Origin of the sequence: Mesorhizobium sp. LNJC391B00 (assembly GCF_000502535.1) — a bacterium.
Lineage (GTDB): Bacteria > Pseudomonadota > Alphaproteobacteria > Rhizobiales > Rhizobiaceae > Mesorhizobium.
Window position 1 is genome coordinate 52,715 of sequence record NZ_AYWI01000008.1, and the last position, 21,925, is coordinate 74,639.

Sequence of the window (21,925 nt, forward strand, 5' to 3'; positions counted from 1 at the left end):
AATACAAGGAGATGTTGATCGATTGGATTCGAACGCTGGAGGCGACCCATCGCATCCTTTCTCGTCACGCCAACCTGTCAGGGATGCTCCATGAGCTCGTGGACCGGGAATTGCAGCCCTTCAAGGAGACACGCGACATAACGATCAGTGGACCTTCCCTCACTGTGCCAAGCGGCGCCGCCGAGGGCTTGGCGATGATCCTTCACGAGTTGACGACAAACTCGGTGAAACATGGTGCGCTGGGTGACCCGAATGGCAGGGTCGAAGTTAAGTGGCGATTTGCATCCGAGGACGAAGGTGACGACCTCGTGTTCGATTGGGTGGAATCGGGCCGACGGAAGAGTTCAAAAGTCGTACGCCGCGGGTTCGGGTCACTGATAATCGGTGTGGACAGCACGCCGCTTGTCGGTCATTCCCCGAATATGGAAATAACCGAAGATGGCCTTCGATATTCGCTGCGTGTGTCGCGCAAAGAAATTGAGGAATTTGGATTGCAATAGAGCCCCTCCAAGTCGAAGCCGAATTGGCCAATTAACGGATGGTGTGGGCCCTTTGCTGCGATTTCCTGCAAGCAAACTCGGGCCGGTTCGAGGGGCATACGTCAACTTGCCTGTCTCGTCAGCCAGCTTTGGAGCAACACAGCTGCTTCGGTACGGTTTCTAACCCCAAGCTCACGCAGCACGGCTGCGGCATGGATTTTCGTTGTCGCCTCGGCAATGTCCAGATTGCGGGCAATCTCCTTATTCGAGTACCCCTCTGCCATCAGCTTGAGGACGTCCTTCTGTCTAGATGTCAGCCTAGCGACGTCGCCCGAGCCCTCGTGCCGGCGGCTGGCATTTTGTACCGGAGGTGGGGGGGCATGCGATCTCTGGTCGGCAGACGTTCGAGATAGGAGAGATGGCACATAGATCCGGCCAGCGAGGATTTCGTTTACAGCCAGCACGACTTCTTCGTCGCTCTGCGATTTGACGATATACCCGTGAAGTCCGATCGAAAGCGCGGTCAGTATCTCCGAGCGGGAATCATCCCCGGAAACGATCGCAAAGCGAGTGTCAGGATAGGCAGCCATAAAGTCGCTGAGCACTTCCTGATGGAACAGCCCAGGCATGTTCAGATCGAGGATCGCAAGATCGATGGACGCCTGCTCCTCTAGAAGATTGACCGCGGCATCGAAACACGAAGCTTCGAATATTTCGGCGCTTGGAATTCCAGCCATGAGTGCCAGCCGGAGACCACGCCGATATAAGCCGTGATCGTCGGCAATGACGATCCGAGCCATGCAACTACCCCAACGCGTTACTCGGTTCCCGACGAGAAAACCCGCTGGAACCTCCCATTCGCCTATGATCGACAATCCGTGGTGGTCCTAAAATGGCGGCCATCCACTGGTCAACGCATCACAGTGATGTCCGCAGCGTCCCATCCACGCACATCCAGAACGTCTAATATAATACTAAATTGCGAAGCTCATCCATAGATTTTTAACCCTGGCGTGCGGTGCCTGTCCGCAAAACGATGCCGGTTCCCCATTTGTGGGTCCAAAGCCAGCTGTTCAGGACCATTTCTGTTATGTCGCCACCCGCTGTCGCTGGACCTGTAGGCCGGTCCGGCCCGGGCGGATCGCAGCTTTTTTGAAAGCAACTGCTTTCGTTTTATCGCCGTCATGATCAGTGCCCAATCGCGCTTCTATCGGCTGTTGATCTCGTGGCCATCTAATACCTTGAACGTTTTGAATCCCTACCATTCGAATGCACGACGACAGCCGCCCCGGCTGTCACATACCTTTTCACATATGATGTTCGGATTGCCGCCGAGGTTTGGCCGGATTTGAGGGTATGCCCTGGCCGGACAATGGAACACCGATCCCGAACAAAGCCAACTGCAGATCAGGAGGATCGAATGAAAGCGGTGATTCAATGTGGTGGGATGGGTACGCGCCTTCGACCGTTTACATCGGTCCTGCCGAAACCATTAATGCCGATAGGGGCCCGGCCTGTTCTTGAGTTGCTTTTGAAGTGGCTGCGGCGCAACGGCATTGAAGACGTGTATATTACGACAGGGTATCTAGGGCATTTGATCCGTAGCGTCTGCGGCGACGGATCGCAATGGAACTTGAAGATCAAATATACCCAGGAAATGGAGCCACTCGGCACCGTCGGACCTCTCTCTCTGATTAGGGATGAACTGAACGAAACATTTGTCGTTCTGAACGGCGATGTCCTCACAGATCTAAGCCTGAGCCGGTTTGTAGCCGCGCACCGCTTGCATAGGGATCCCGTTACGATTGCCACGGCGTGCCGTCATATCAAGATGGACTTCGGGGTCATCGACGAGATCGACAATACCGTCCAGCTCTTCCGGGAAAAGCCGACGCTTTCCCATCTCGTCAGCATGGGGATTTACTGCATGAACCCAGATGTCCTGCGGTTCATTCCGTCCGGGATCCCATTTGGGTTCGATGACCTGATGCTGCAGATGATGCAGGGCGGCACGACCGTGCATGTTTACAAGCATGACGGTCTTTGGCTCGACATCGGTCGTGTCGATGACTTCCAGAATGCACAGGCAATTCCCTGGGAAGATCAGTCGTCCTCAATCGAGGTCGCGGCTGCCGCTGCAGCCGCATGAAAGTCTGATGCAGAGGTCTAGCCACTAACAAGGCTTTCAGGAGGTCAAGATGCTCTTGGTGAGCGCCCCGATCCTAGGCGTGCCAGAGAAGGCAGCCCTGTCGCAGGTGATTGATAGCGGCTGGCTTACGATGGGGGACAGGGTACGAGAGTTCGAACAGGCCTTTGCCGGCATGCATGGCGCGCGAGATTGCGTTGCGGTTGGTTCCTGCACCGCAGCGCTCCATCTTCTCCTCCATGCTTTGGGCATCGGCCCTGGCGACGAAGTACTGGTTCCTTCGCTGACGTTCGTGGCGACGGCGAATGCGGTGCTGTATGTAGGGGCGACGCCGGTCTTCGTCGATATCGAGTCCGTCGACGTGCCGTTGATCTCGGTTGCGGAAGCCGAAGCGCGGTGCACGACGCGCACGAAAGCGGTCATTCTCGTTCACTTCGCCGGGTATCTCCCCGATCGGGAACAATGGCAGCGGTTCGCCCGGCTTCGCGGGCTGCATATCATCGAGGACGCTGCGCACGCGCCCGGGCTTAGGGAAGTCGGGACCTTCGGCGCCGCGGCCGCGTTCAGCTTCTATGGCAACAAGAACATGACAACGGCCGAAGGGGGCGCCGTGATCGCACGTGACCCCGATCTGCTCGACAGGGTTCGCCTGGCCCGCGGGCACGGAATGACCACGGGGACGCATCAGCGGCTGAACAGTCGTACGCCGCAATATGATGTCACGATGCTCGGGTTCAACTACCGAATGGACGAGATGCGAGCGGCAATAGGGCTGGTTCAGTTGCAGAACCTGCAAGAGTGGAACGAAATCAGGCGTATCATAGCTGTCTTGTACCGACGCCTGATCGCGGACCGTTGCCCAGCCATTGTCATTCCATTTAGCGAACCCCGGACGTCGGCTTACCACATCATGCCGATCGTCCTGCCGCGCTACGCGAGCCGGCAGGATGTCATCGACGAGCTGCGGACACAGGGCATACAGACCACCATCCACTACCCGCCGGTGCACCAAATGACGTTCTACCGCGAGCGCTTTCCCGGCGTGAGTTTGCCCCGAACAGAGGATTTCGCTGAGCGAGAGCTCACAATTCCGCTGCACCCCCAGATCACTTCCGCCGCCGCCGAATCAGTCGTGGCTGCCCTGGCAGCCGCGCTCAAAACAGGCGCGCTCAAAGCAGGCGCCCAAAGAGGAACTGCTGCATGAATGCGTTAGACCCTGCCTTTCACCGGATGTTCGTTCCAAATCCTGATCACGGCTTTGCGAGACGCGCAATCGATCTTGCGGTGGCGGGCATCGCTACCGTCGCATTGGCGCCATTGATGCTGCTGATCGCCGGAGCGCTTCTGCTCGAGGGCGGTGGCTCGATCTTGTTCGCTCAGACCCGCATCGGGGCCGGCGGCCGAACCTTCCGCATGTACAAATTTCGCAAATTCGGTGTGAACTGCGGCTCTCAAGGCCTTGCGCTGACGGTCGTGGGCGATACACGCATGACCACCGTTGGCCGCTTTCTCGCAGCGACGAAGCTGGACGAACTACCGCAGCTGTGGAATGTCCTCAAAGGCGAAATGGCGATCGTCGGCCCACGGCCCGAGAGCCTGGCTTTCGCCGATTGTTTCCGGGGCGAGCTTAGGGCCGTGCTGCAATACAAGCCAGGCCTGCTGGGACCAGCCCAGGTCGTTTTTCGGCACGAAGCGCATTACTTCCCCCAATCCGTAGATCCGATCGTGTTCTACCGGGAGGTCATGTTCCCCGCCAAGGCAACACTGGACCTCTCATATTATCCGCGACGCACCATCGTCTCCGACCTCGCGTGGATGGTGCGGGGAGTGCTGGCAGTGGTCGGTTGGGTTCCGGTACCGCCGATCGACGTTTGAATATCCAAGGAAGCGTTCCAAACAGCCAAGGGAATGCGCAGTGATGAGCTACAATGGAAAGAAAGTCCTGGTGACCGGCGCGGACGGATTCATCGGTTCGCATGTCACGGAGGCGCTTGTTCGCAACGGGGCAGATGTCACAGCCCTTGCCCTTTACAATTCCTTCGACAGCCATGGATGGCTAGACGATCTGCCGGACACCATCCGCAGCCAGTTGAGGCTCGTCCGTGGTGACGTCCGCGACAGTGCGTTCCTTAACCGGATCATGCGCGGCCAAGTCGCGGTTTTTCATCTGGCGGCGCTTATTGCGATTCCATATTCCTACGCCGCTGCCCAGTCCTATGTGGAAACCAACATCCTAGGCACGGTGAACGTCCTCGAAGCGGCGCGCCTATGGGAGACGGAGCGGGTGATCCATACCTCCACGAGCGAGGTCTACGGAACTGCCCAAACCATGCCGATCGGCGAAACACACCCCCTGCAGGGACAGTCACCATATTCGGCATCCAAAATCGGCGCCGACATGATGGCGGAGTCTTACGCCAGGTCGTTCGATGTCCCTGTGGTGATCATGCGACCCTTCAACACGTACGGCCCGCGCCAGAGTGAACGCGCCATCGTGCCGACCATTATCCGGCAGGTCCTCGACCCGAAATGTCCTGCAATCATGGTAGGGGATACCAGCCCGATCCGCGACCTGACCTATGTCGAAGACACCGCGACAGCGTTCCTGACCGCAGGTCTCGCCCAGCTCGAGTTCGGCCACGCCTACAACGCTGGCAGCCAACGCGCTGCGACCGTCTCGGACGTATTGGCCATTGTTCTTGAGTTGACCGATTGCAAAAAGCCGGTCCGTCGTGATGAAAGCCGCCTGAGGCCGCAAAATTCCGAAGTTCGCGCCTTGCTCGCCGACTCCTCGCGCTTTGAACGTGAGACTGGATGGCGGACACAGACCAGCCTGCGCGATGGGCTGGAGCGAACAATCACGTGGTGGCGCGAGCGCCTTAGTGAAGGCCGGGTACGGCGCGAAGTGGGTTACATGACATGACCCTGGGCGGCCGTCATGCGTTGGCGCTGTTGCTGGCTGCCGGTGCCATATCTCCCAACATCTACGTTGCCGGCGGCCGTCAAAGCAAGGCAGCGGAGGTGGCGGCCACAGCGGTCGTGAACAACCTGCCGGGCTATGTGCGCCAAACAAGGGATCCTTGGTCTCGCATGGTTTTCGCACGGATCACCAGACCGGGCGTTCTCGGCCGGGCGGGTGTATGCGGGAAGAAGTACTGCACCCACCGTTACTCAAGCGCACAGGCTTGGAATGCCGACCAGAGCCTGCTCCTGATCGCCAATGGCTGCGGTGGCCTGTGCTTTCTCGACGGACAGACCTACTTGCCTTTGTTCCACCGCAACCGCGCGACCGAATGCGAATGGCATCCCACTGATCCCGAGTTGATGATCTGCGTCGGGGGCCGGCAGATTGCGACATGGGCCCCACGTACCGATCATGAGGACGTCGTGTTCGCCTCCGGAGCGTACTCCAACCTCAAATTTGGACCCAACAAAGGCAATCCGAGCCGCGACGGCAGCCGGATTGCGGTGCGTGCAACGAACAATGACGGCCGAGCGGTGGTTTTTGGCTACGATCTCAAGCAACGGCGGAAATTCCCGGATATCGATCTTGCCGAATTCCCGGGAACGACCGGCTCCTGCTCGATCTCACCACTCGGAATCAACATAGTGTGTTCCCAGCAATTACCGGACGGAATCGAAGCGAGTTTCGTCTTCTCCATCGACGGCATATTGCGCCAGAAGTGGATGGAGCACCATCGACCGGGCCATGGCGACATGACGGTCGATTCCGACGGAAGCGAAATCTATGTCGGGATCAGCAAATCGGATCCTGACAAATATCAGGTGATCAAGCGCCGCTTGGCTGATGGCAAGGCTACCTCGCTGATGAAATATGGCGAGGCCATGCATGCGTCACTCAGGTCGCTCGGCAGGCCCGGCTGGGTGTTTCTGAGTTATGGCGGCACGCCAGCCGAACTATCGCAGCACCCGGATTGGGCGCCTTACGCTCAGCAAGTCATTGCTCTGCGTCTAGACGGCAGTGGAGAGGTCCGCCGTGTCGCAGACACGCACAACGCGCCCTTCGACTACTGGAGCGAGACGCATGCCTCTCCCTCTCCGGACGGCTCCCAGGTGGTCTGGTCCAGCAACTGGGGCGTGCCCGGTGGCCCGGTATACGATTTCGTTAGTCGTGTTGAATGGCCTTTGAAGCCGGTGTTTGACCGGAAGGAGATTGTCGCAAATGACCTTCAGTAGACGATACGTTCTTGGCGCAGTCGTGATGATGTCGCTAACCTCGATGGCTTGCGCAGGCGAGGTCGAGCCCTATCAACTCTCACCTGGCGATACGGTCGAGATAGGAATAGCGCCGATCCCTGATCGGACGCAGCGCGCCGTAGTCCAGATGGATGGCAATATCGCCCTTCCGGAGGCTGGAATGATCATGGTCGCAGGCCTGACGGCGTCCCAACTGCAAAGGCGCATGCAAGAGGTCTTGCCAAGCAAGATTTTTCACGTGCGTCTGACTGATGGGCGGGAGCAGACAGTTACTGTCGAGCCCGACGATGTCACAGCGATCATAGCGGACTATCGCCCGATCTATGTAACGGGCGATGTGCTCACCCCGGGACAACAGGCCTACCGTCCGCTCATGACTGTACGGCAGGCGCTGGCCGTTTCCGGCGGCTTCAGTCTTTTGCGATCACGGGCGGGCCAGGCCGGGCCTGATCCGGTCGATCTCAAGCGCGATTACGAAATGCTCTGGGGAGATTACACGAAAGAATACCTTCACGCTGCCCGCATTCGCGCCGAGCTTCAGGGCCAGGCGGATTTCGACAAGAAGACACCACAGGGATCACCTCTTTCGCCGAGCGTTGTAGCCGCGATGGCACAGGCTGAAGCAGAGGCGCTGAAGGTTGCGCTGAGTGATTTCCGGCAAGAGCAGGATTTTCTGGAGAAGGGCCGGATGGACGCTGCCGAGCAAATTGGCGTTTTGCAGAAACGCGAACGAGTCGAGGGCGAGAGCGTGAAGGCGGATGAGCAAGATTTGGCGCGAGTGACGAAGGCATTCGATGCAGGCAATCTGACCAACACCCGGCTCGCGGATGTCAGGCGCGCGTTGCTTTTATCTTCAAGCGGCGCGCTTCAAACCTCGGTCGAACTGATGAGGGCGCGGCGCCAGCAGGAGGACTTTGTCAGACAGCACGAACGCAACGACAATCAAAGGAGGATTGGCCTGCTGACGGATCTGAAGGACACCAACGCCCGGCTGGCGGATGTCACCGCCAGGCTCCATGCCGCCAGCGAGAAGCTGCAGCCGACCGGAGCATCCACACAGCCATTGCCGATTGCCGGCGAAACGGTACGGGCCCAGGTGACCATCGTACGCAAGATCGGCAATGAATGGCGCAAGCTGTTGGTTGACGAAGATGCGATTGTGCTGCCGGGGGATACTGTCGAAGCCAGATTCAGCAGTGAACTGCAAAGTGTGGCAGTCCAATAGGGCGTCAGCCGCAGTCCGTGCGGAGCTTACTGTTCTATCGGGGGGGCGAACCCAACTGAACGGAGATCCAAGGTGAGGCGCATTTTCAACCAGGGAGCGACCCTGACACCCTCAACGAACGCGGATCAGGTGACGCAGTCGTCAAGTTATGCTTTCCATATGCCGTCAGCGCGAATTGTGCGGTCCAGGTCGCGCGCCGGTGAGTCCGGAAATTGGCAGGAATTTACGTCTAGCAAGGAGAGCAATGCGCAGGGCGGCTTCGTGTCGGACGGCTACAGGACCAGCCATTGCGCGCCCGGCTACGGCCTACATTACAACAAAACGCACAGTTCCGGCTATTATGGCGCGCTTTGGGAGAACATCGAAAAGCCGCTGATCCTCGACGTTCTTCGCCCCTTGAGCGGAGCGAGCCGAAACTGCCTTGATTTCGCATGCGGAACAGGCCGCATCGCCGAGGTAGCCGCCGGCCTCTTCAGCGAGGTGGTTGGCGCCGACGTTTCCAGAACTATGCTCGACAGCGCTCAAGTACCGCCCAATGTGAGTTTGCGTCACGTCGACGTGACAAGGGAGCAGTTGGGTATGACGTTCGATGTGGTAACCGCATTTCGTTTTTTCCTGAACGCAGAGGATGAACTGAAATGGCATGCACTGAAAGCGATCAATGAGCACCTTAAAGATGGCGGGCGGCTTGTGTGCAACGTTCACATGAATGCGACGTCGCCCGTCGGCCTGGCGTGCCGGCTGCTCAATCGAGTGTCTCGACGCACCATTCGCAACACGCTGAGCGCAGCGAGGTTCAAGGCCCTCCTGACTGCCTCGGGATTCACCGTCGAGCAGACGATACCGTACGGTTACCTGCCTCGGCCGGGAAACCTGTTGCCAGGGTTCTGTGAAATGATGATGCAGCCTGTCGAGAAGGCCTGCAGAAGGCTTCGCGTTCCTGGCCAGCTGGCGCAACACTTCCTGGTTGTTGCGAGGAAGCGCTAAATCCCGAGAAAGCCCCGAAAACGGCAGGCAGCGGTTTTCTTGGGGTGGCTCGCCCGGCAATGAAGCCCGTCTAAATACGGTGGAACGGCAGTTTTCCCCCGATTTAATATGTGGGTTCCGGGTTTCTCGGGTCAGCGCCACGATTTTGCTACATTTTGACTAAAGTCCAATCATGTTAGTGGGGCGTAATATTAGAAGCTAAGGGGATACGCTCCTGAACAGCAAGAGATTGTCCGTGCCCAGTGGGGCCAGTGAGCTTGCGCAACGATCTCTCACGGGAGGTCGAAACCCATGAACCCTGGTGGAAGGAGTTCGTCGGATCTGCGAGGCGCAATGCTTGGGACCGTGCCTGGCCTGGTAGGCGTCGGCGTCTTCTCGGCAGTCATAAACCTTCTCGCCCTGACCGGCTCGGTCTATATGCTGCAAATTTACGATCGCGTTTTACCTTCGCAGAGCGTTCCGACGCTTGTCGGGTTCACGATCGGAATGCTGGGTCTTTACACTGTCTACGGGCTGCTGGATTTCGTGCGGCTGCGCCTGCTGGTTCGAGTGGGCAATCGTGTCCATAGGAATTTGAAGCAGAGGGTGTTCGGCCTCTCACTGTCCTTGCCGCTCATTGGCGGGCAGGATGCGAACCGGATACAGCCCCTCCGTGATCTCGATCAGTTACGCGGCTTCCTTTCCGGAATGGGGCCGACTGTCATCTTCGACGCTCCGTGGATTCCATTTTACCTGCTGATCATCTATTTCCTGCATCCTGCGCTCGGTCTGTTGTCCACAAGCGGTGCGATCATTGTCGTGCTGCTCACGGTCATGGCGGAAGTTCTTGGCCGCACATCGGTGACACGCGCGTCCGAGACGCTGGTGTCGCAACGCAATCTCGCCGAATCCGGACGCCGCAACGCGGAAGTCGTACGCGCGATGGGCCTTTCCGCACGGCTTGCCCACCGCTGGGGCGAGATCAATAACGCATATCTGCGGCACCAAGAGAGGCTTTCCGACGTCGTCGGCGCCACCGGGGCACTCTCTAGGGCACTGCGTTTGGCCTTGCAGTCCTGCGTTCTTGGACTGGGTGCCTACCTGGTGATAGGAGGCGAAGCCTCGCCAGGCGTGATCATCGCATCCTCCATCTTGCTGGGCCGCTCATTGGCTCCTGTTGACGCCGCTATCGCGAACTGGCGAGGCTTCGCCGCGTTCCGGCAAAGCTATTCGCAACTGGCAACGGCCCTGGCCGCTTTTCCTGACCGGGACGAACATATGGAACTTCCGCGCCCCCAGGCGGAGCTTGCGGTCGAGGACCTGACTATAGCGCCACCGGGCCAGCAAAAACCGACGGTAGCCAATGTCAGCTTCCGCCTGGCTGCAGGGACGGGAATGGCCGTTGTCGGCCCGAGCGGTTCTGGCAAAAGCACGCTTGTGCGCGCGCTGGTGGGCGTCTGGCAGCCACTTCGCGGCACGGTGAGGCTGGACGACGCCTCGCTTGACCAATGGGACCAAGAACACCTTGGCGCACATATTGGCTACCTGCCCCAGGACGTCGAACTGTTTGATGGAACGGTTGCCGATAACATTTCGCGATTTGGCGGGAAGGGCGACGCCAAGGGCGTGCTTGCAGCTGCCAAGGCAGCGGGCGTCGACAAAATGATCCTGCGATTGCCGAACGGTTTTCAAACACGCATGGGCGAGGGAGGAACAGCCTTGTCGGCTGGACAGCGGCAACTCGTCGGGCTTGCCAGGGCACTTTACGGCGATCCGTTTCTCGTCGTTCTGGACGAGCCGAATTCAAATCTGGACGTCGATGGCGATACCGCCTTGGCCGGCGCGATCCTGGCAGTGCGCAGACGTGGAGGCATCGTCATCGTAGTTGCGCACCGTCCTTCTGCCCTTACCAACATCGACAGGGTACTCGTAATGTCCAATGGGATGCTTCACGCCTTCGGCTCACGCGAGGAGGTCCTGGCCAACGTCATCCGCCCCTTTGCTGCGCCTGTTGAACGCCCGGCAGCGGCCGTCGCGATGCACAAAGGGGTGAGCGGTCACGCATGAGGAATATTTTTTTGTCTGAGGCGACGATGGCTCCATCGGCCCCGATCGGCAATGGGAGCCGGCGCAACGCGATGATTTCGGGCACGCGCGATGGAATCGGGGCCAACCTGATCCTGGGTGCGGCGGTCACGGTTATGTTGCTTGCCGGCGGCGGGCTCTGGCTCGGACTGACCAAGATTGCTGGCGCGGTAATTGCGCCGGCGACCGTGGTGATCGAGAGCAACATAAAGAAGGTCCAGCATCTGACGGGCGGCACGATAGGGGGCATCTTCGCGCAAGATGGGGATCATGTACGGGCCGGCGATGTGATGGCACGATTGGACGACACGCTGACACGGGCCAATCTGCAGATAATTAGCAAGGATCTTGATCGGGCAACGGTTCGGCTTGTGCGGCTGGAGGCAGAGCGGCAAGGCCTGTCGGAGATGCAGCTTCCGTTCAGCCTTCAAGCGCGAATGGGCGAGCCGGAGCTGGCTGCGCTGGTGAACGGTGAGCGCACGCTGTTCGACAGCCGCGCTACGGCCCTCAAGGGGCAGAAGGCACAGTTGCAAAGCCGCTCAAAGCAACTCGAACGCCAAGTTGAGGGCCTCAAGGCGCAACAGACCGCGGAAGAACAATCCGTGGTCCTGCTGGATGGCGATCTTGTCGATGTACAGGCGCTTTTTACAAAGAAACTGGTGTCCAAAGAGCGACTTAGCAACATCAGACTGGATGCCACCCGGGCGCACGGAGAATCAGGGCGCCTCGCGGCGGCAGTTGCCGAGGCGCAGGCCCGGATCAGCGAGACCGAATTGCAGATTCTTCAGCTCGATGAACAAAGGCGTAGTGACGTGACGAGCGAACTTCGTGAAACGGAAGCCAAGCAAACCGAACTCAGCGAGCGTAAGGTTGTGGCACAGGACGAACTGGCCAAAACCACCATCCGCGCTCCGCAATCGGGAACGGTACAGGAATCTTCCATTCACACGATCGGCGGCGTGATTGCCGCGGGCGAGGTTCTCATGATGATTGTCCCTGACACCGGCAACCTTGTCGTCGACGCGCTGATTGCGCCGTCGCGCATAGATGACGTTCGTCCAGGTCAGCGGGTCTCGATCCGGTTTCCGGCTTTCGACGCCGGCACCACGCCTGCCTGCCAAGGGTCTGTCAAGCGCATCTCGGCGGACCTGATAAAAGATCAACAGCGCCAGCTTTCTTATTTCTCGGCGCGCATCAATGTCGAAGACAAGTCCACCTGTCTGACCGATGCCAAAGTGCTCAAACCCGGTATGCCAGCGGAGGTTCACATAAGTACGGACGAACACAGCGTCTGGTCTTATCTGCTGAAGCCGCTTACCGACCAGATGTCGAGGGCTTTCCGGGAATGACATGGCGGCTGTGAGCGGTCGACCGCGGGAACACGGCAGGCGTGCTTGCTGACATATTAGGGTAGGCGACGTGATGCCAACAGGGGTGACGCCTGCGGCCGACGCGCGAGGCTCGTCTGGGACATTGTCCCGGCTACAAGGATGCCCCAACAGGATTTTCCTGGCCGCCTCACCAAGTCCTGCCCCGACAACAGCGTTAGTGTCCTGTCATCTTTTGCGCAACAAACAGCGCATACCGTTCCACGATCATCGACATGGGCAATTGCCTCACGAGGAGAGGTTCTTTGCTCCTACGACGCGGCGAGGGCCCTGCGGCGGACACGGCGTGCGGCATGCACCGTTCGGTCTGCAGTCACCGCTACATTTGCCACGTCAGATGTATGCGGCAAGGCGTTCGCGCTTCCATGCGACCTCTTGTAGGGCAGCAATTCCCTGACCCGAGCATTGACCGAGGCAATCTCGACCCGCAAGTCCTCGCATTCCTGCCGTCTCACATCGAGTTCAATCTGATCGGACGCCTGCTGCATGGACAGCTGTGCAAAATCTGCGGCGATCTTGGAAAGGTTCACCTTGTTGGTTTCGGCCTCCTCGGTGAGTGCGGCCAACCTTTCGTCGGTCACCTGTTTTTCGGCCAGGGCGTCGCTCCATTGTAGCTGGAGCCTGGCGATCTCGGCCGCGGCCTCGTTGTTTGCGTTTGAGGCGAGTTCGAAGCGCGATTGGAGACTTTGAATTTCTGAGCGCAATCCTCGGTTCTCAGCCTGGCAGCGTTTAAGCTCGCCATCCATGTCCGCCTGCATAATCCTGGCTGCTTCGGTCACCTCCCATAGCTTCGCCTGCGCAACCTCGAGTGAGGTGTGCAATTTGATTGCCTCTTTTTCGCTCTTGCCGAGCGCACTCAGCATTTCGGAATTTCGCGCAGCTTCGTTGGCATGGATCGTGGAGAAGGCATCCAGCCTATGCCGTGCCTCTTCCTCCCGCTTCATGGCCTTTTCCAGGTCAATAGACAGGCTCACATTCTTTTCACGCAGCTGTTTGTTCTCTCGGGAGCGCCTGTCGGCCTCGACATTTGCGGCGGCAAGCATGTTCGTGAGGTCGCCAAATTCCGCTTCGTTCTTTGTGGTGGTGTTCGCCGCTTCGACCAGCTCCAGCCTTGCCGCGGCCAACGCGCCACGGAGCACTTCACACTCCTGAACAAGGCTTGCCTGGCGCTGCTGCAATGTCTCGACGGTGCCTTGACGCTCACAGTACCGTCTGTTCAGGTCATTGAGTGTTTCCGACAAGTTCCTTTGATCTGCGATCAGATTTTGATTCGCCAACTCCAGTTCGTTGGCACGGAGAATGTCCGCGTGAAGGATGTGAAAAAACTCGAACGTCAGTTGACATGTGCTTGTAATTTCGGAGATTTTTGCGTTGATCTCCTCGAAATGGAGCTTGGCATCGTGGAACAAGCCGTTAAACGAGCTCACGGCAGCAATTCGGCTCTGCGTATGTGAGGTCATCCGATGCGCTGGTATCGGCGAGCTATCATCGTCGTCGCCGGCACCGTCCTCGCTTGGTACGCTGTCATCCTGTTCGTTGTTGTCGCCTGCCGTGTTTGGCACGTCGGCGACATCCTCCAAATCGAGGCACTGGTCGACAGCGTTAGCCAAGTCAGCTTCGAGATCGTCGAACGACCTCTCCACATTGTCCTCGGCGCGTCTGATCAAATCCCTGAACTTCATGACTTCATCCCCTGCAGCCGCATGCCCGGAACCATTGAGGCACGAGGACTGAGATGCTTTTGTATCGAGAGCTCAACTCAGCGTCTTCGTTCAATCAAACGATGCCAGGGCGCCGGCGCCGCGAGGAGCCGAGAGCTGCGATCGGAAGGCCCTACATCGGTCTAGGTGCCTGCTGACTTATTCTTGAGGACTGCGCGGCTCCCCTTCTTGCCATCGTCTTGGCGTCGATGGTGTGTTGCCTGGGCACATTAACAACTCAGGTGCAGAAGCCCCGACGAACGGCCCGGCACAGCCTCTTGTGGGGCGCATCAGGCGGCCGGGCCTAACCGGCGGTTGAGTGTTTTGGTTTGCCGGCTGACTCACCATGCGACATTGGCGAGGCAAGCGCATCATTCGAACGAATTGGGACCGGCCGCCTGGCCGCTCAATCACACTAAGCTTCCGTTGCCGGAGCTGGCGACGAGGTGCTTTGGCTTGAGCCTTGGTATCTACATACGAAGCGGCAATACGCGCCGATGGAGCAGTGGTCCGACCCGTCAAACTATCGCTGCAAAATGCGCGGCGGAAGGCATCCGAGGATATTCTCCGTTCAGCGGTAGGAGATCGAACGCGGGCGATCTTGCTGAACTCCCCAAACAATCCCGGCGGATATGTGTTCGGCAAGGAGGATCTGGAAACCATTGCCACATTTGCCGAGCGGCACAATCTATGGATCATCAGCGATGAGGTTTACCGCAGCACAGTGTTCGACGGCGAGTTCCTCTCAATAGCATTCAGTCCCGGAATGAGAGAGCGGACGATAATTGTGAACAGCCTGTCGAAGTCTCATGCAATGACCGGCTGGAGGCTACGGTGGACGCTTGGGCCGGTCTCGGCATCAGTTCATCTGGAAAATCTTGCGCAATGCATGCTCTTCGGGTCGCCGACCTGTATTCAGGATGCCGCAGCGGTGACTCTCGATGAGGCGGTGACGCAGAGATGAGTTTCTTTTCGGACGCCCTTCTGCCGTTGATATTGACCATTGCTGTGCGGATGTTCGCCGGGATATGCGTGAACCTTATCGTCCGCTGCGGCGCTCAATTTGCTTGGGGTTCTTGGAACCGTTCCGAACTTTCTCCTTGCGCCTCCGATCGAGTTGCGCGTGCTCATGCGGGGCGCTGAGGTGTCTCGATCCGCAGTGGCGCGGCACTATGCGACGAAGCCTATCAGCTCAGTTGAAATTTGTCCCCAGCGGACGGGAACGACGCTTGGCCATGTTAGTTGATGTGAATGGAGCAGCTAAGAAAAGATCTGGCATTGCTTACGCGACCCGGCTTCTGGATAGCTTTCGGCATTTTGTTGCTGCTTTACGGGATTCAGGTCTTTTTTCTAATTCGGGCATGCCAATGCCTTTAGCCTGGAACATCGATACCCTAGCTAGCTGAAACGCGGTCTGTCCATCTCCCGGCGGCTGCGCCGATAGCGTTGATCAACGATATATTCATTTATAAGCCTGCTACTGCCGGGGATGCCGAGGTTGGCAGCGCCTGCATCGTTGATTACGCACGTGGCGCTCCCCTCAAGGTAGGTGGTTACCATTCTCGCGCTGCCGGTGAGCATTGGAGCCCGCACTGTGTTGGACGTGCGCTCATGCGTCGGGAAATTTCTTATAGACAGGGGAGGGTCTGTCAGGCTGGAAAATCACAAGCTGCCCCGCGAATGAGGAAGCAAAAAAGGTGCAAGACCAGATCGATTTCTTCCGGGCAACTCGGTCCTCGCATCATCGCCGATCAGCGGCCGTGCCGCCGAGAACCAAAATGCGCACGATCTCAGCCGGTCGGCTTCGACAAAACATGCGGACTACCGGACGGGGACAGTCGGTGCCGCGTCCCGTTCTGTGGCCGGCGCTATGCTGACGCTCCTACGGTATCCCGTTCACCGCCCGCGGCAGGAAGGCGAATTTCCTCCGTCCTGCGCGCAACAACCGTCCACTGTTGCGGCCGCACGCAGGACTGCGGCTTATACGCCGTTCTTCCTTTGAGCGGCGTCCAGTTCGCAGGGCTAAATCACCATTGGTATGCAGACGAGCCTCTCGGCGTCTGGACAGAGATCAATTGCGCTTTGCACCAGGGTTCCTGGATCGTAAGCTCCAAACACGCTGCAGTCGCCTGATATGGTCCACTACGTTGGCCGGCTCATACGGCTTCGCAAGGTGCGGGCCTTCCTGACAAAGGTCGCCCGCCGCGATCGCAGTTCGTTCTACTGCGGCAGAAAGCACTATTTTGACCTCGGGCTTGTTCTCGCGAACCCACTTCGACAGTTGGAACCCGTTCATGTTGCCCGGCAGGTCAACGTCACACAAGACGGTGTCCACACCGAACTCCGCATAGTTCAACGCTTGTTGCGCCTCACGTGCGAAATGGGCCTCAATCACCCTGTAGCCACAGTGGCGGAGATAGTCCGCGATGACGCATCGGGCGATGACGTCGCCGTCAACCACGAGGATCGTTTGGCTCTGTTGGTTCGGGGCTTCCATTGACGGAGAACGGTCAGCAACCGGCAGGGTTCCACGCATCATGACCTGCGCGGGATGCCGACCGAAGATCGCGGCGATCCTGCACGAAATGATCCCTGCCGGCGGGCGCATTCAATTCAGAGGAGCGATGCCGCACTGGTGACGCCGTTTGCCACCTGGTCGACGAGACGGGCTAGAAGGCATGGTCTCGAAGCTCAAGGGGCAGTCCATATCGCAGCGGCAAACGAGCGCTTGGCGCAAGATCAAGTGCTTTGAGGAAAAGGAAATGCAAATCATCGGTGCACAGCGCGAGCGCGGCAAAGCTACCCAGGTGATCATGGCTGAAAAGGGCCTCTACAAAGGCGGCGCACTCGTCAACTTCAATGCCGCTGAGCGGCAAGCGCTTTGGGATCGCGTCCAGGGCAAGGTTGGCGGCCCGGTCCCGAAGGGACATAAAAAGGAAAAGGCCGAGTGGCTGAAGCCCGGACTGGTTGGCTGGGTCGAGACCCTCAAAGGCGAAGAGAAGCTGCGGCACGCAAGGCTGCTGGATTTCCGGGAGAAGAACGGAAATGGCCGTAGCTAAAAAGGACCAGGAGCGCGTCACCTATGCATGGATGTACGGTGCGCAGTCGCGCAAGGATGGCAAGGAGCGTGAGGTGCCATTACTGGCAGGAATATGCGGAAGCATGGCTGCAGGGCTTTGACGGTGTGGCGATGGACGGTTTTGGCAAGACCAAAACCGTCAACGACGAGATGGAGGCCGAGGTCGACGAAGCCGCCGTCGAGCGGCCCGACGAATAGCCATTTTGCCACGTGCCGTATGTTCGTTTTTGATTGAAGAAAGGGTTTCGGCGGGCCTATAAAGATTGCGTTTACCATTGCCTTTTTTGGGAGGATGCGATGGTTGCAGCGCCCATAGATATCGCTCAAGCGGCCACTGCGACTACGGCTACCTTGCTGAAGTGGCAGAAGTCCATGGAGGAACGCGCCACGTTTCGCCAGAAATGGATCAATCGCGCAGGGCGATTCAAGCCTCACGCGATTTGCTGAAGCGCCTTCGCCAACGTCATCGCGACGACATGGCGGAAAGTTCGGAAAATGCCGACCCATCTACTGCGCCGATATCGCAACGCGCCGGCAGCTAGCGGGAGGCGACCAGAGCCGATGTGATGGGGAAAGTTTCACTGGCCGTTCCTTGGGGGGCAGGCAAGTTAAACTTTGTCAACGAGCGGCCTTTTTCGCGCTCGCGGAAGCGCCACGTGGCTTTCGACCAGGCGCACGTGCTCGGCCTCGACAGTCACCAATGGCCGGAGGCTGACGGTTACCTTGTTCCCGTCGATGCGTGTATAGGGCCGATCAATTCCATATGCTGGCCAATCACAGCCTTCGAAGCCGAATCGACAACAGAATGCGGGAAGTCGTAGGAGGGGATCGTCACGCTTATGCGATCGGGCGTCACCCGGCCGCGCACAATCGCCGTGACTGCGACCTCGTCGCCAACTTTGATACTTCCCCGAGCCATGCCCAAGACTTTGGAGCAGCCGGCACCGGCGTCAAGATGAGGGGGAGCTAATAAAACCCCTCCGCGCCGCGATTGTGACGCGGGGCGATCCGATCGCCGCCAGCGACTTAGCAGACCAATTGACGACGGCGGCCGAGAAGCCTGGCATCCCTGCCGACCAAATCAACGGCGAAATCGAAAGCGTCTTCGAACTGCTCTTAGAGGTGATGCGGCGCGAGAGTTGCGCGAGGACAACCAGCCCGGAGGCTTCTCCGGGGTTGTGCCGGTCCTGTCCCGTTCCAGGGGATGAACTGCGCCTTCTGGCCGGTGACCGTCTCAATCGACTTCAACAGGGGTCCATGGGCCTCAGGTAGAGCTTGGCAGTGCTCCGTGTGGTACGCCAGGAGCGGCCCGGCGATGCTCTTGTGCAGCGCTTCGGCTGCCGCCAGGAAGCGCTCGATTTCAGCCCGGGAAAGCTGTTCGGAAGGTTTGTNAATATGCTCTTGTGCAGCGCTTCGGCTGCCGCCAGGAAGCGCTCGATTTCAGCCCGGGAAAGCTGTTCGGAAGGTTTGTTCTGGCCATTGGCGCTCTCCATTGAGGGCGTCGCCGCAACGAGGACCATAATCCTACATGCCAGGCCGTCTGACAAGCGCCTCGCCGGCCTTACCTGAAGGAAGACGCAGGGCCACGGCGCCAAGCGGAGCCATCAGGAGCAACCGCAAAGATGAGCAACGGCAGGCCCGGCGACCTCCTTTGGCACATGGGACAAACAAGAAGGGCGCCGAGCCTTACCGGCGCTGCTTTGTGAGGGTGACGACGCCGGATGATGAGAGTATGCGATAATGCTAATGTCTGCGAACCATGCGAATGAAGGAAAGCCGCGTGGCAGTGCCAATCAACGACATTGAGACCAAGGTCGGCGGGTGCGATCAGGTTCGGACCATGATGACGGGCTGGTGGGCCTGCACATGGTGGTGGCTACCGCGCTACCGCCTTGCTTTGCGCCAGCCGGCGGCCTATGCCTAGCCTCGCTGCACAACCAGCGCTCGCTGTACTGAAACTGATCGTCGTCTGGCAGTAATGCTCCTGCCCTGGAACGTGATAAATCGCTCGTCGGTACTGGTGGAAATGTTGCCCTTGATATCGCAGCTCCCCGCGCCGGCCGTGCGGGTGCCACTCAGCCAGCCAGCTGGGATGAGCCCGACGAGCTTGTCGAGAGCTTGGGTTCACTTTGAAAACCGGTCAGGGAACCATCACCAGCGCCGGCAGATATTGCCGTCGCCACATCCACCGCCCCTTTGCGTTCTTGCGCCAGCGGTCGGCCTGATCCGCACCTTGATGACGCTGGACTTTGCCCACGCCCTCTCCCCCGAGTGCAGAATGCTTCCAAAGCGGTAGCGAGTCCAGACCGAAACATTAGCGCCGACTAACGGTTATTTCGGCAGTGTTCCGAACCGTGATTGGTAGAGCGTTGGTGGCGCCCTCCTAAAATATGTGGTCGGACGTGCTTTAGAAAGCTTCGCCCCAGCAGGGGCGTGCTTGACGATTTCGGCGAACAGAAAAAGTCGCCGGCTCCGCCCGACCAGGCCGGGAGGCGGTCTTCATGGCCAAGCCTAAGGCCATGCGCGAAATGATCTTGCGCGAATGCAATGACGCGGCAATGAGCAAGCCCTACGCCGAGTTCTGCGCCGACGTGAATTCCCTCCGCGGAATGCAGTAGGTCATTCACGGCGCCGCGCAGTTTGACGACGATGGTGGGCAAATTGCCCTCATCACAATGACTGTCAGCTTCCGCAGGCAACAGCGTAGCCAGCGGTGACCGACGCCGGCCCAGAGACTCCCCAGGCCGCTCCTCGCCAGCCTACAGGCGAGCAGGCCGGCATCGGTCAGTAAGGTCCCGTAGGTGTGCAATATATCGTTCACGCCACGAATTGCGGACATTCGAAACCGGTGATTGGCCATTTCGTGTGACCAAATTCCGCGACTGTTTACTTGCGATCACAAGGCCCCGCAACCTGGAGGTTCCGAAGCGCCATACTGGAGTACCATTGGCGTGGTCACGCGATTTGAACCCGACAACGGTGCTTGAACCAGACCAGGTTAAACATCCGTTATCGTTTTGCGCCAGAAGCGGCCAGTCAGCTTCCGGCCAAATGCGGCAGCGCTCATATTACCATGGTCAAATACAGCTCGCATGAAACTAGTTGTCTTCTTGGTCCTTTGGTTCGCCAGACCATACGAGAGAATACGAGAGAAACGGCTTGGCGAACTATGAAATCCAACGGATCTACGCTCCCCGTCATTTCCTTCGCGAGCGTCAGACGCTCCTCCAGGCGCTGCTCACGCTCCTCGTTCGTGCACTTGAGGCGCTCATGCGCATCCGCGAAAAAGCACTCTACCGTCAAAGCCTTTCCCCACCTCTCGATAATTTCGCAAGCTGCTGCTGGCTATCGACGGATCGTTGATGCGCAAACTGTGACGGCGGTCGTTACCGTGGCTCGAGTGTCAGCAGATGTGGTAAGGCTGATTGTCGACGAGTAGCAGAGGGTCCAGCAAAAATGACTTTGAGACGAACCAGAGCTTACGGCGGATCCGGCTTGGTTCTGGCGGTTTGCACTGTATTGGCTTGGCAAAACGCCACCGCCGCTCAAGATTGCTACGCAGCCGCGACGCCTGGCGTCAATTGGCAGGAGTGTGACAAAAAGCTTCTCATCCTGGAAGGACAGGACCTGAGCGGGGCAAACCTGTTCGGTGTTGATTTCACTTCGACCGACCTCAGGAACAGCAATCTCCTTGCGGCAAATTTTGAGAAGGCAACGCTTGTGCGCGCTTCCCTGGCCGGCTCGACCGCCAAAGGCGCCCGGTTCGACAAAATCGAGGCGTACAGGACCGACTTCAGCCAGATGGACGCGCAGGGCGCTGTGTTTACGGGCGCGGAAGTGCAGCGCTCGAATTTCCAGAACGCCAATCTGGTCAATGTTGATTTCACAAAGGCGGAATTGGGGCGTGCGCAGTTCCATGACGCCGATATCAGCGGCAGCCACTTTTCGTTTGCCAATCTCGCGCGGGCGGACTTCCGAGGAGCGAAGTTCACCGCACCGATAGACTTTGAGGGCGCTTTTTTCTTTCTGACCCGTATCGAGGGCCTCGATCTATCCAATTCGGCGGGTCTGTCCCAGTGGCAGCTCAACATGGCTTGCGGGGACGCCCGGACCGAGTTGCCTTCTGGCATGACGAGGCCAGAAAATTGGCCCTGTCAATTCCAGCAGGAATAGCCCGCCCGTCCGCTTCCCGCCAAAGGCTGCCGGGCGGCAAAGCGCCTCAATTCAGTCCTCGGCCGGGGGTCAAAGCACGACACTGCGGGACATTTCCGGCAATCTCATTTACCGGCGAACGACAACGACCAAATGGAGGACGGATGCCCAAGGTCAAAGGTGATACCGCTCTGGACAAGGAGCGCGCCAAAACAGAGAAGCTCCTCAAAAAGGTTGGATACACCGCCTTGAAGGAGGCCGGTGTGGTATCCAAGCGACCCGACCTCCCAAATCTAAAGGTTGAAAAGCGAGGGAAATAGCGCGGACACTCGCATGCTGACCTGACGACGGCACGCCCAAAATGTAGACGTCTGCTTTGCCTTCTCAAGCTAGGAGTGTGCAGGCGGCGCTTGCGAGAACCACAAAGCGGACTGCTGGGGCCGGAAGAAGCTGTCGTATTTCCGCCCCGGTGCGATCCGATACTTCA

The 21,925-nt window shown here is 58.6% G+C and carries 20 protein-coding genes; 17 read left to right on the forward strand and 3 right to left on the reverse strand.

Going from position 1 to position 21,925, the window contains the following annotated elements:
* The first annotated feature begins 11 nt into the window (after nt 1-11).
* Complete coding sequence (locus X750_RS1000000167060) at nt 12-500, forward strand: sensor histidine kinase (RefSeq protein WP_245271879.1); 489 nt, start codon at nt 12-14, stop codon at nt 498-500.
* A gap of 101 nt (nt 501-601) precedes the next feature.
* Here the strand turns inward: X750_RS1000000167060 and X750_RS145155 are convergent, their stop codons facing one another.
* The gene (locus X750_RS145155; RefSeq protein ID WP_023681040.1) at nt 602-1,279 is read right to left on the reverse strand and encodes a response regulator transcription factor; all 678 of its coding nucleotides are present in this window, start codon (nt 1,277-1,279) and stop codon (nt 602-604) included.
* A 620-nt stretch (nt 1,280-1,899) separates the two neighbouring features.
* Between X750_RS145155 and X750_RS145150 the strand changes: the two genes are divergently transcribed.
* The 9 genes from X750_RS145150 to X750_RS145110 all read left to right on the forward strand — a co-directional run bounded on the left by X750_RS145150 (nt 1,900) and on the right by X750_RS145110 (nt 12,468).
* Nucleotides 1,900-2,628, forward strand: coding sequence for an NDP-sugar synthase (locus tag X750_RS145150; protein WP_023744437.1), 729 nt, complete (start codon nt 1,900-1,902; stop codon nt 2,626-2,628).
* A 49-nt stretch (nt 2,629-2,677) separates the two neighbouring features.
* Nucleotides 2,678-3,829 carry a DegT/DnrJ/EryC1/StrS aminotransferase family protein gene (locus X750_RS145145; RefSeq protein ID WP_023681042.1) on the forward strand — a complete coding sequence of 384 codons (1,152 nt, stop codon included), beginning with the start codon at nt 2,678-2,680 and terminating at the stop codon, nt 3,827-3,829.
* On the forward strand, nt 3,826-4,500 hold the full coding sequence (locus tag X750_RS145140; protein ID WP_023681043.1) for a sugar transferase: 675 nt from the start codon (nt 3,826-3,828) through the stop codon (nt 4,498-4,500). The genes X750_RS145145 and X750_RS145140 overlap by 4 nt, the downstream gene beginning before the upstream one ends.
* 43 nt (nt 4,501-4,543) lie before the next feature.
* Nucleotides 4,544-5,548 carry an SDR family NAD(P)-dependent oxidoreductase gene (locus X750_RS145135; protein ID WP_023748029.1) on the forward strand — a complete coding sequence of 335 codons (1,005 nt, stop codon included), beginning with the start codon at nt 4,544-4,546 and terminating at the stop codon, nt 5,546-5,548.
* On the forward strand, nt 5,545-6,822 hold the full coding sequence (locus tag X750_RS145130; protein WP_023748030.1) for a hypothetical protein: 1,278 nt from the start codon (nt 5,545-5,547) through the stop codon (nt 6,820-6,822). Before X750_RS145135 ends, X750_RS145130 begins: the two co-directional genes overlap by 4 nt.
* Nucleotides 6,809-8,068 (forward strand): polysaccharide biosynthesis/export family protein, encoded by a 1,260-nt coding sequence (locus X750_RS145125; protein ID WP_023748031.1) that lies wholly within the window; start codon nt 6,809-6,811, stop codon nt 8,066-8,068. The genes X750_RS145130 and X750_RS145125 overlap by 14 nt, the downstream gene beginning before the upstream one ends.
* 72 nt (nt 8,069-8,140) lie before the next feature.
* Nucleotides 8,141-9,055 carry a class I SAM-dependent methyltransferase gene (locus X750_RS145120; protein ID WP_023706596.1) on the forward strand — a complete coding sequence of 305 codons (915 nt, stop codon included), beginning with the start codon at nt 8,141-8,143 and terminating at the stop codon, nt 9,053-9,055.
* A gap of 333 nt (nt 9,056-9,388) precedes the next feature.
* Entirely contained in the window at nt 9,389-11,101 is a 1,713-nt protein-coding gene (locus X750_RS145115) for a type I secretion system permease/ATPase (RefSeq protein WP_023706597.1), read from the forward strand.
* A gap of 71 nt (nt 11,102-11,172) precedes the next feature.
* Nucleotides 11,173-12,468: an HlyD family type I secretion periplasmic adaptor subunit gene (locus X750_RS145110; protein WP_348524481.1), complete on the forward strand. Its 1,296-nt coding sequence runs from the start codon at nt 11,173-11,175 to the stop codon at nt 12,466-12,468.
* 290 nt (nt 12,469-12,758) lie between these two features.
* Here the strand turns inward: X750_RS145110 and X750_RS145105 are convergent, their stop codons facing one another.
* Nucleotides 12,759-14,189, reverse strand: a complete 1,431-nt coding sequence (locus X750_RS145105; RefSeq protein ID WP_023706599.1) for a hypothetical protein — start codon at nt 14,187-14,189, stop codon at nt 12,759-12,761.
* Nucleotides 14,190-14,670: 481 nt separating this feature from the next.
* On the opposite strand from X750_RS145105, the gene X750_RS1000000163805 reads away from it, so the two are divergent.
* Nucleotides 14,671-15,171: a pyridoxal phosphate-dependent aminotransferase gene (locus X750_RS1000000163805; protein ID WP_084567171.1), complete on the forward strand. Its 501-nt coding sequence runs from the start codon at nt 14,671-14,673 to the stop codon at nt 15,169-15,171.
* Nucleotides 15,172-16,278: 1,107 nt separating this feature from the next.
* Here X750_RS1000000163805 and X750_RS145100 read toward each other — a convergent pair.
* Nucleotides 16,279-16,815 carry a response regulator gene (locus tag X750_RS145100; protein WP_245260964.1) on the reverse strand — a complete coding sequence of 179 codons (537 nt, stop codon included), beginning with the start codon at nt 16,813-16,815 and terminating at the stop codon, nt 16,279-16,281.
* A 70-nt stretch (nt 16,816-16,885) separates the two neighbouring features.
* Between X750_RS145100 and X750_RS1000000164835 the strand changes: the two genes are divergently transcribed.
* The 6 genes from X750_RS1000000164835 (at nt 16,886) to X750_RS1000000165920 (ending at nt 21,758) form a co-directional block, all read left to right on the forward strand.
* Complete coding sequence (locus X750_RS1000000164835) at nt 16,886-17,266, forward strand: ATP-dependent DNA ligase (RefSeq protein WP_050596043.1); 381 nt, start codon at nt 16,886-16,888, stop codon at nt 17,264-17,266.
* Between the two features lie 68 nt (nt 17,267-17,334).
* Nucleotides 17,335-17,484: a hypothetical protein gene (locus tag X750_RS1000000167065; RefSeq protein WP_245260474.1), complete on the forward strand. Its 150-nt coding sequence runs from the start codon at nt 17,335-17,337 to the stop codon at nt 17,482-17,484.
* Between the two features lie 1,582 nt (nt 17,485-19,066).
* On the forward strand, nt 19,067-19,210 hold the full coding sequence (locus X750_RS1000000167075; RefSeq protein ID WP_245271880.1) for a hypothetical protein: 144 nt from the start codon (nt 19,067-19,069) through the stop codon (nt 19,208-19,210).
* Between the two features lie 1,235 nt (nt 19,211-20,445).
* The gene (locus X750_RS1000000165915) at nt 20,446-20,649 is read left to right on the forward strand and encodes a hypothetical protein (RefSeq protein ID WP_156932418.1); all 204 of its coding nucleotides are present in this window, start codon (nt 20,446-20,448) and stop codon (nt 20,647-20,649) included.
* A 93-nt stretch (nt 20,650-20,742) separates the two neighbouring features.
* The gene (locus X750_RS145080) at nt 20,743-21,459 is read left to right on the forward strand and encodes a pentapeptide repeat-containing protein (protein ID WP_023748037.1); all 717 of its coding nucleotides are present in this window, start codon (nt 20,743-20,745) and stop codon (nt 21,457-21,459) included.
* A gap of 143 nt (nt 21,460-21,602) precedes the next feature.
* Nucleotides 21,603-21,758 carry a hypothetical protein gene (locus tag X750_RS1000000165920; RefSeq protein WP_023681074.1) on the forward strand — a complete coding sequence of 52 codons (156 nt, stop codon included), beginning with the start codon at nt 21,603-21,605 and terminating at the stop codon, nt 21,756-21,758.
* Nucleotides 21,759-21,925 lie beyond the last annotated feature (167 nt).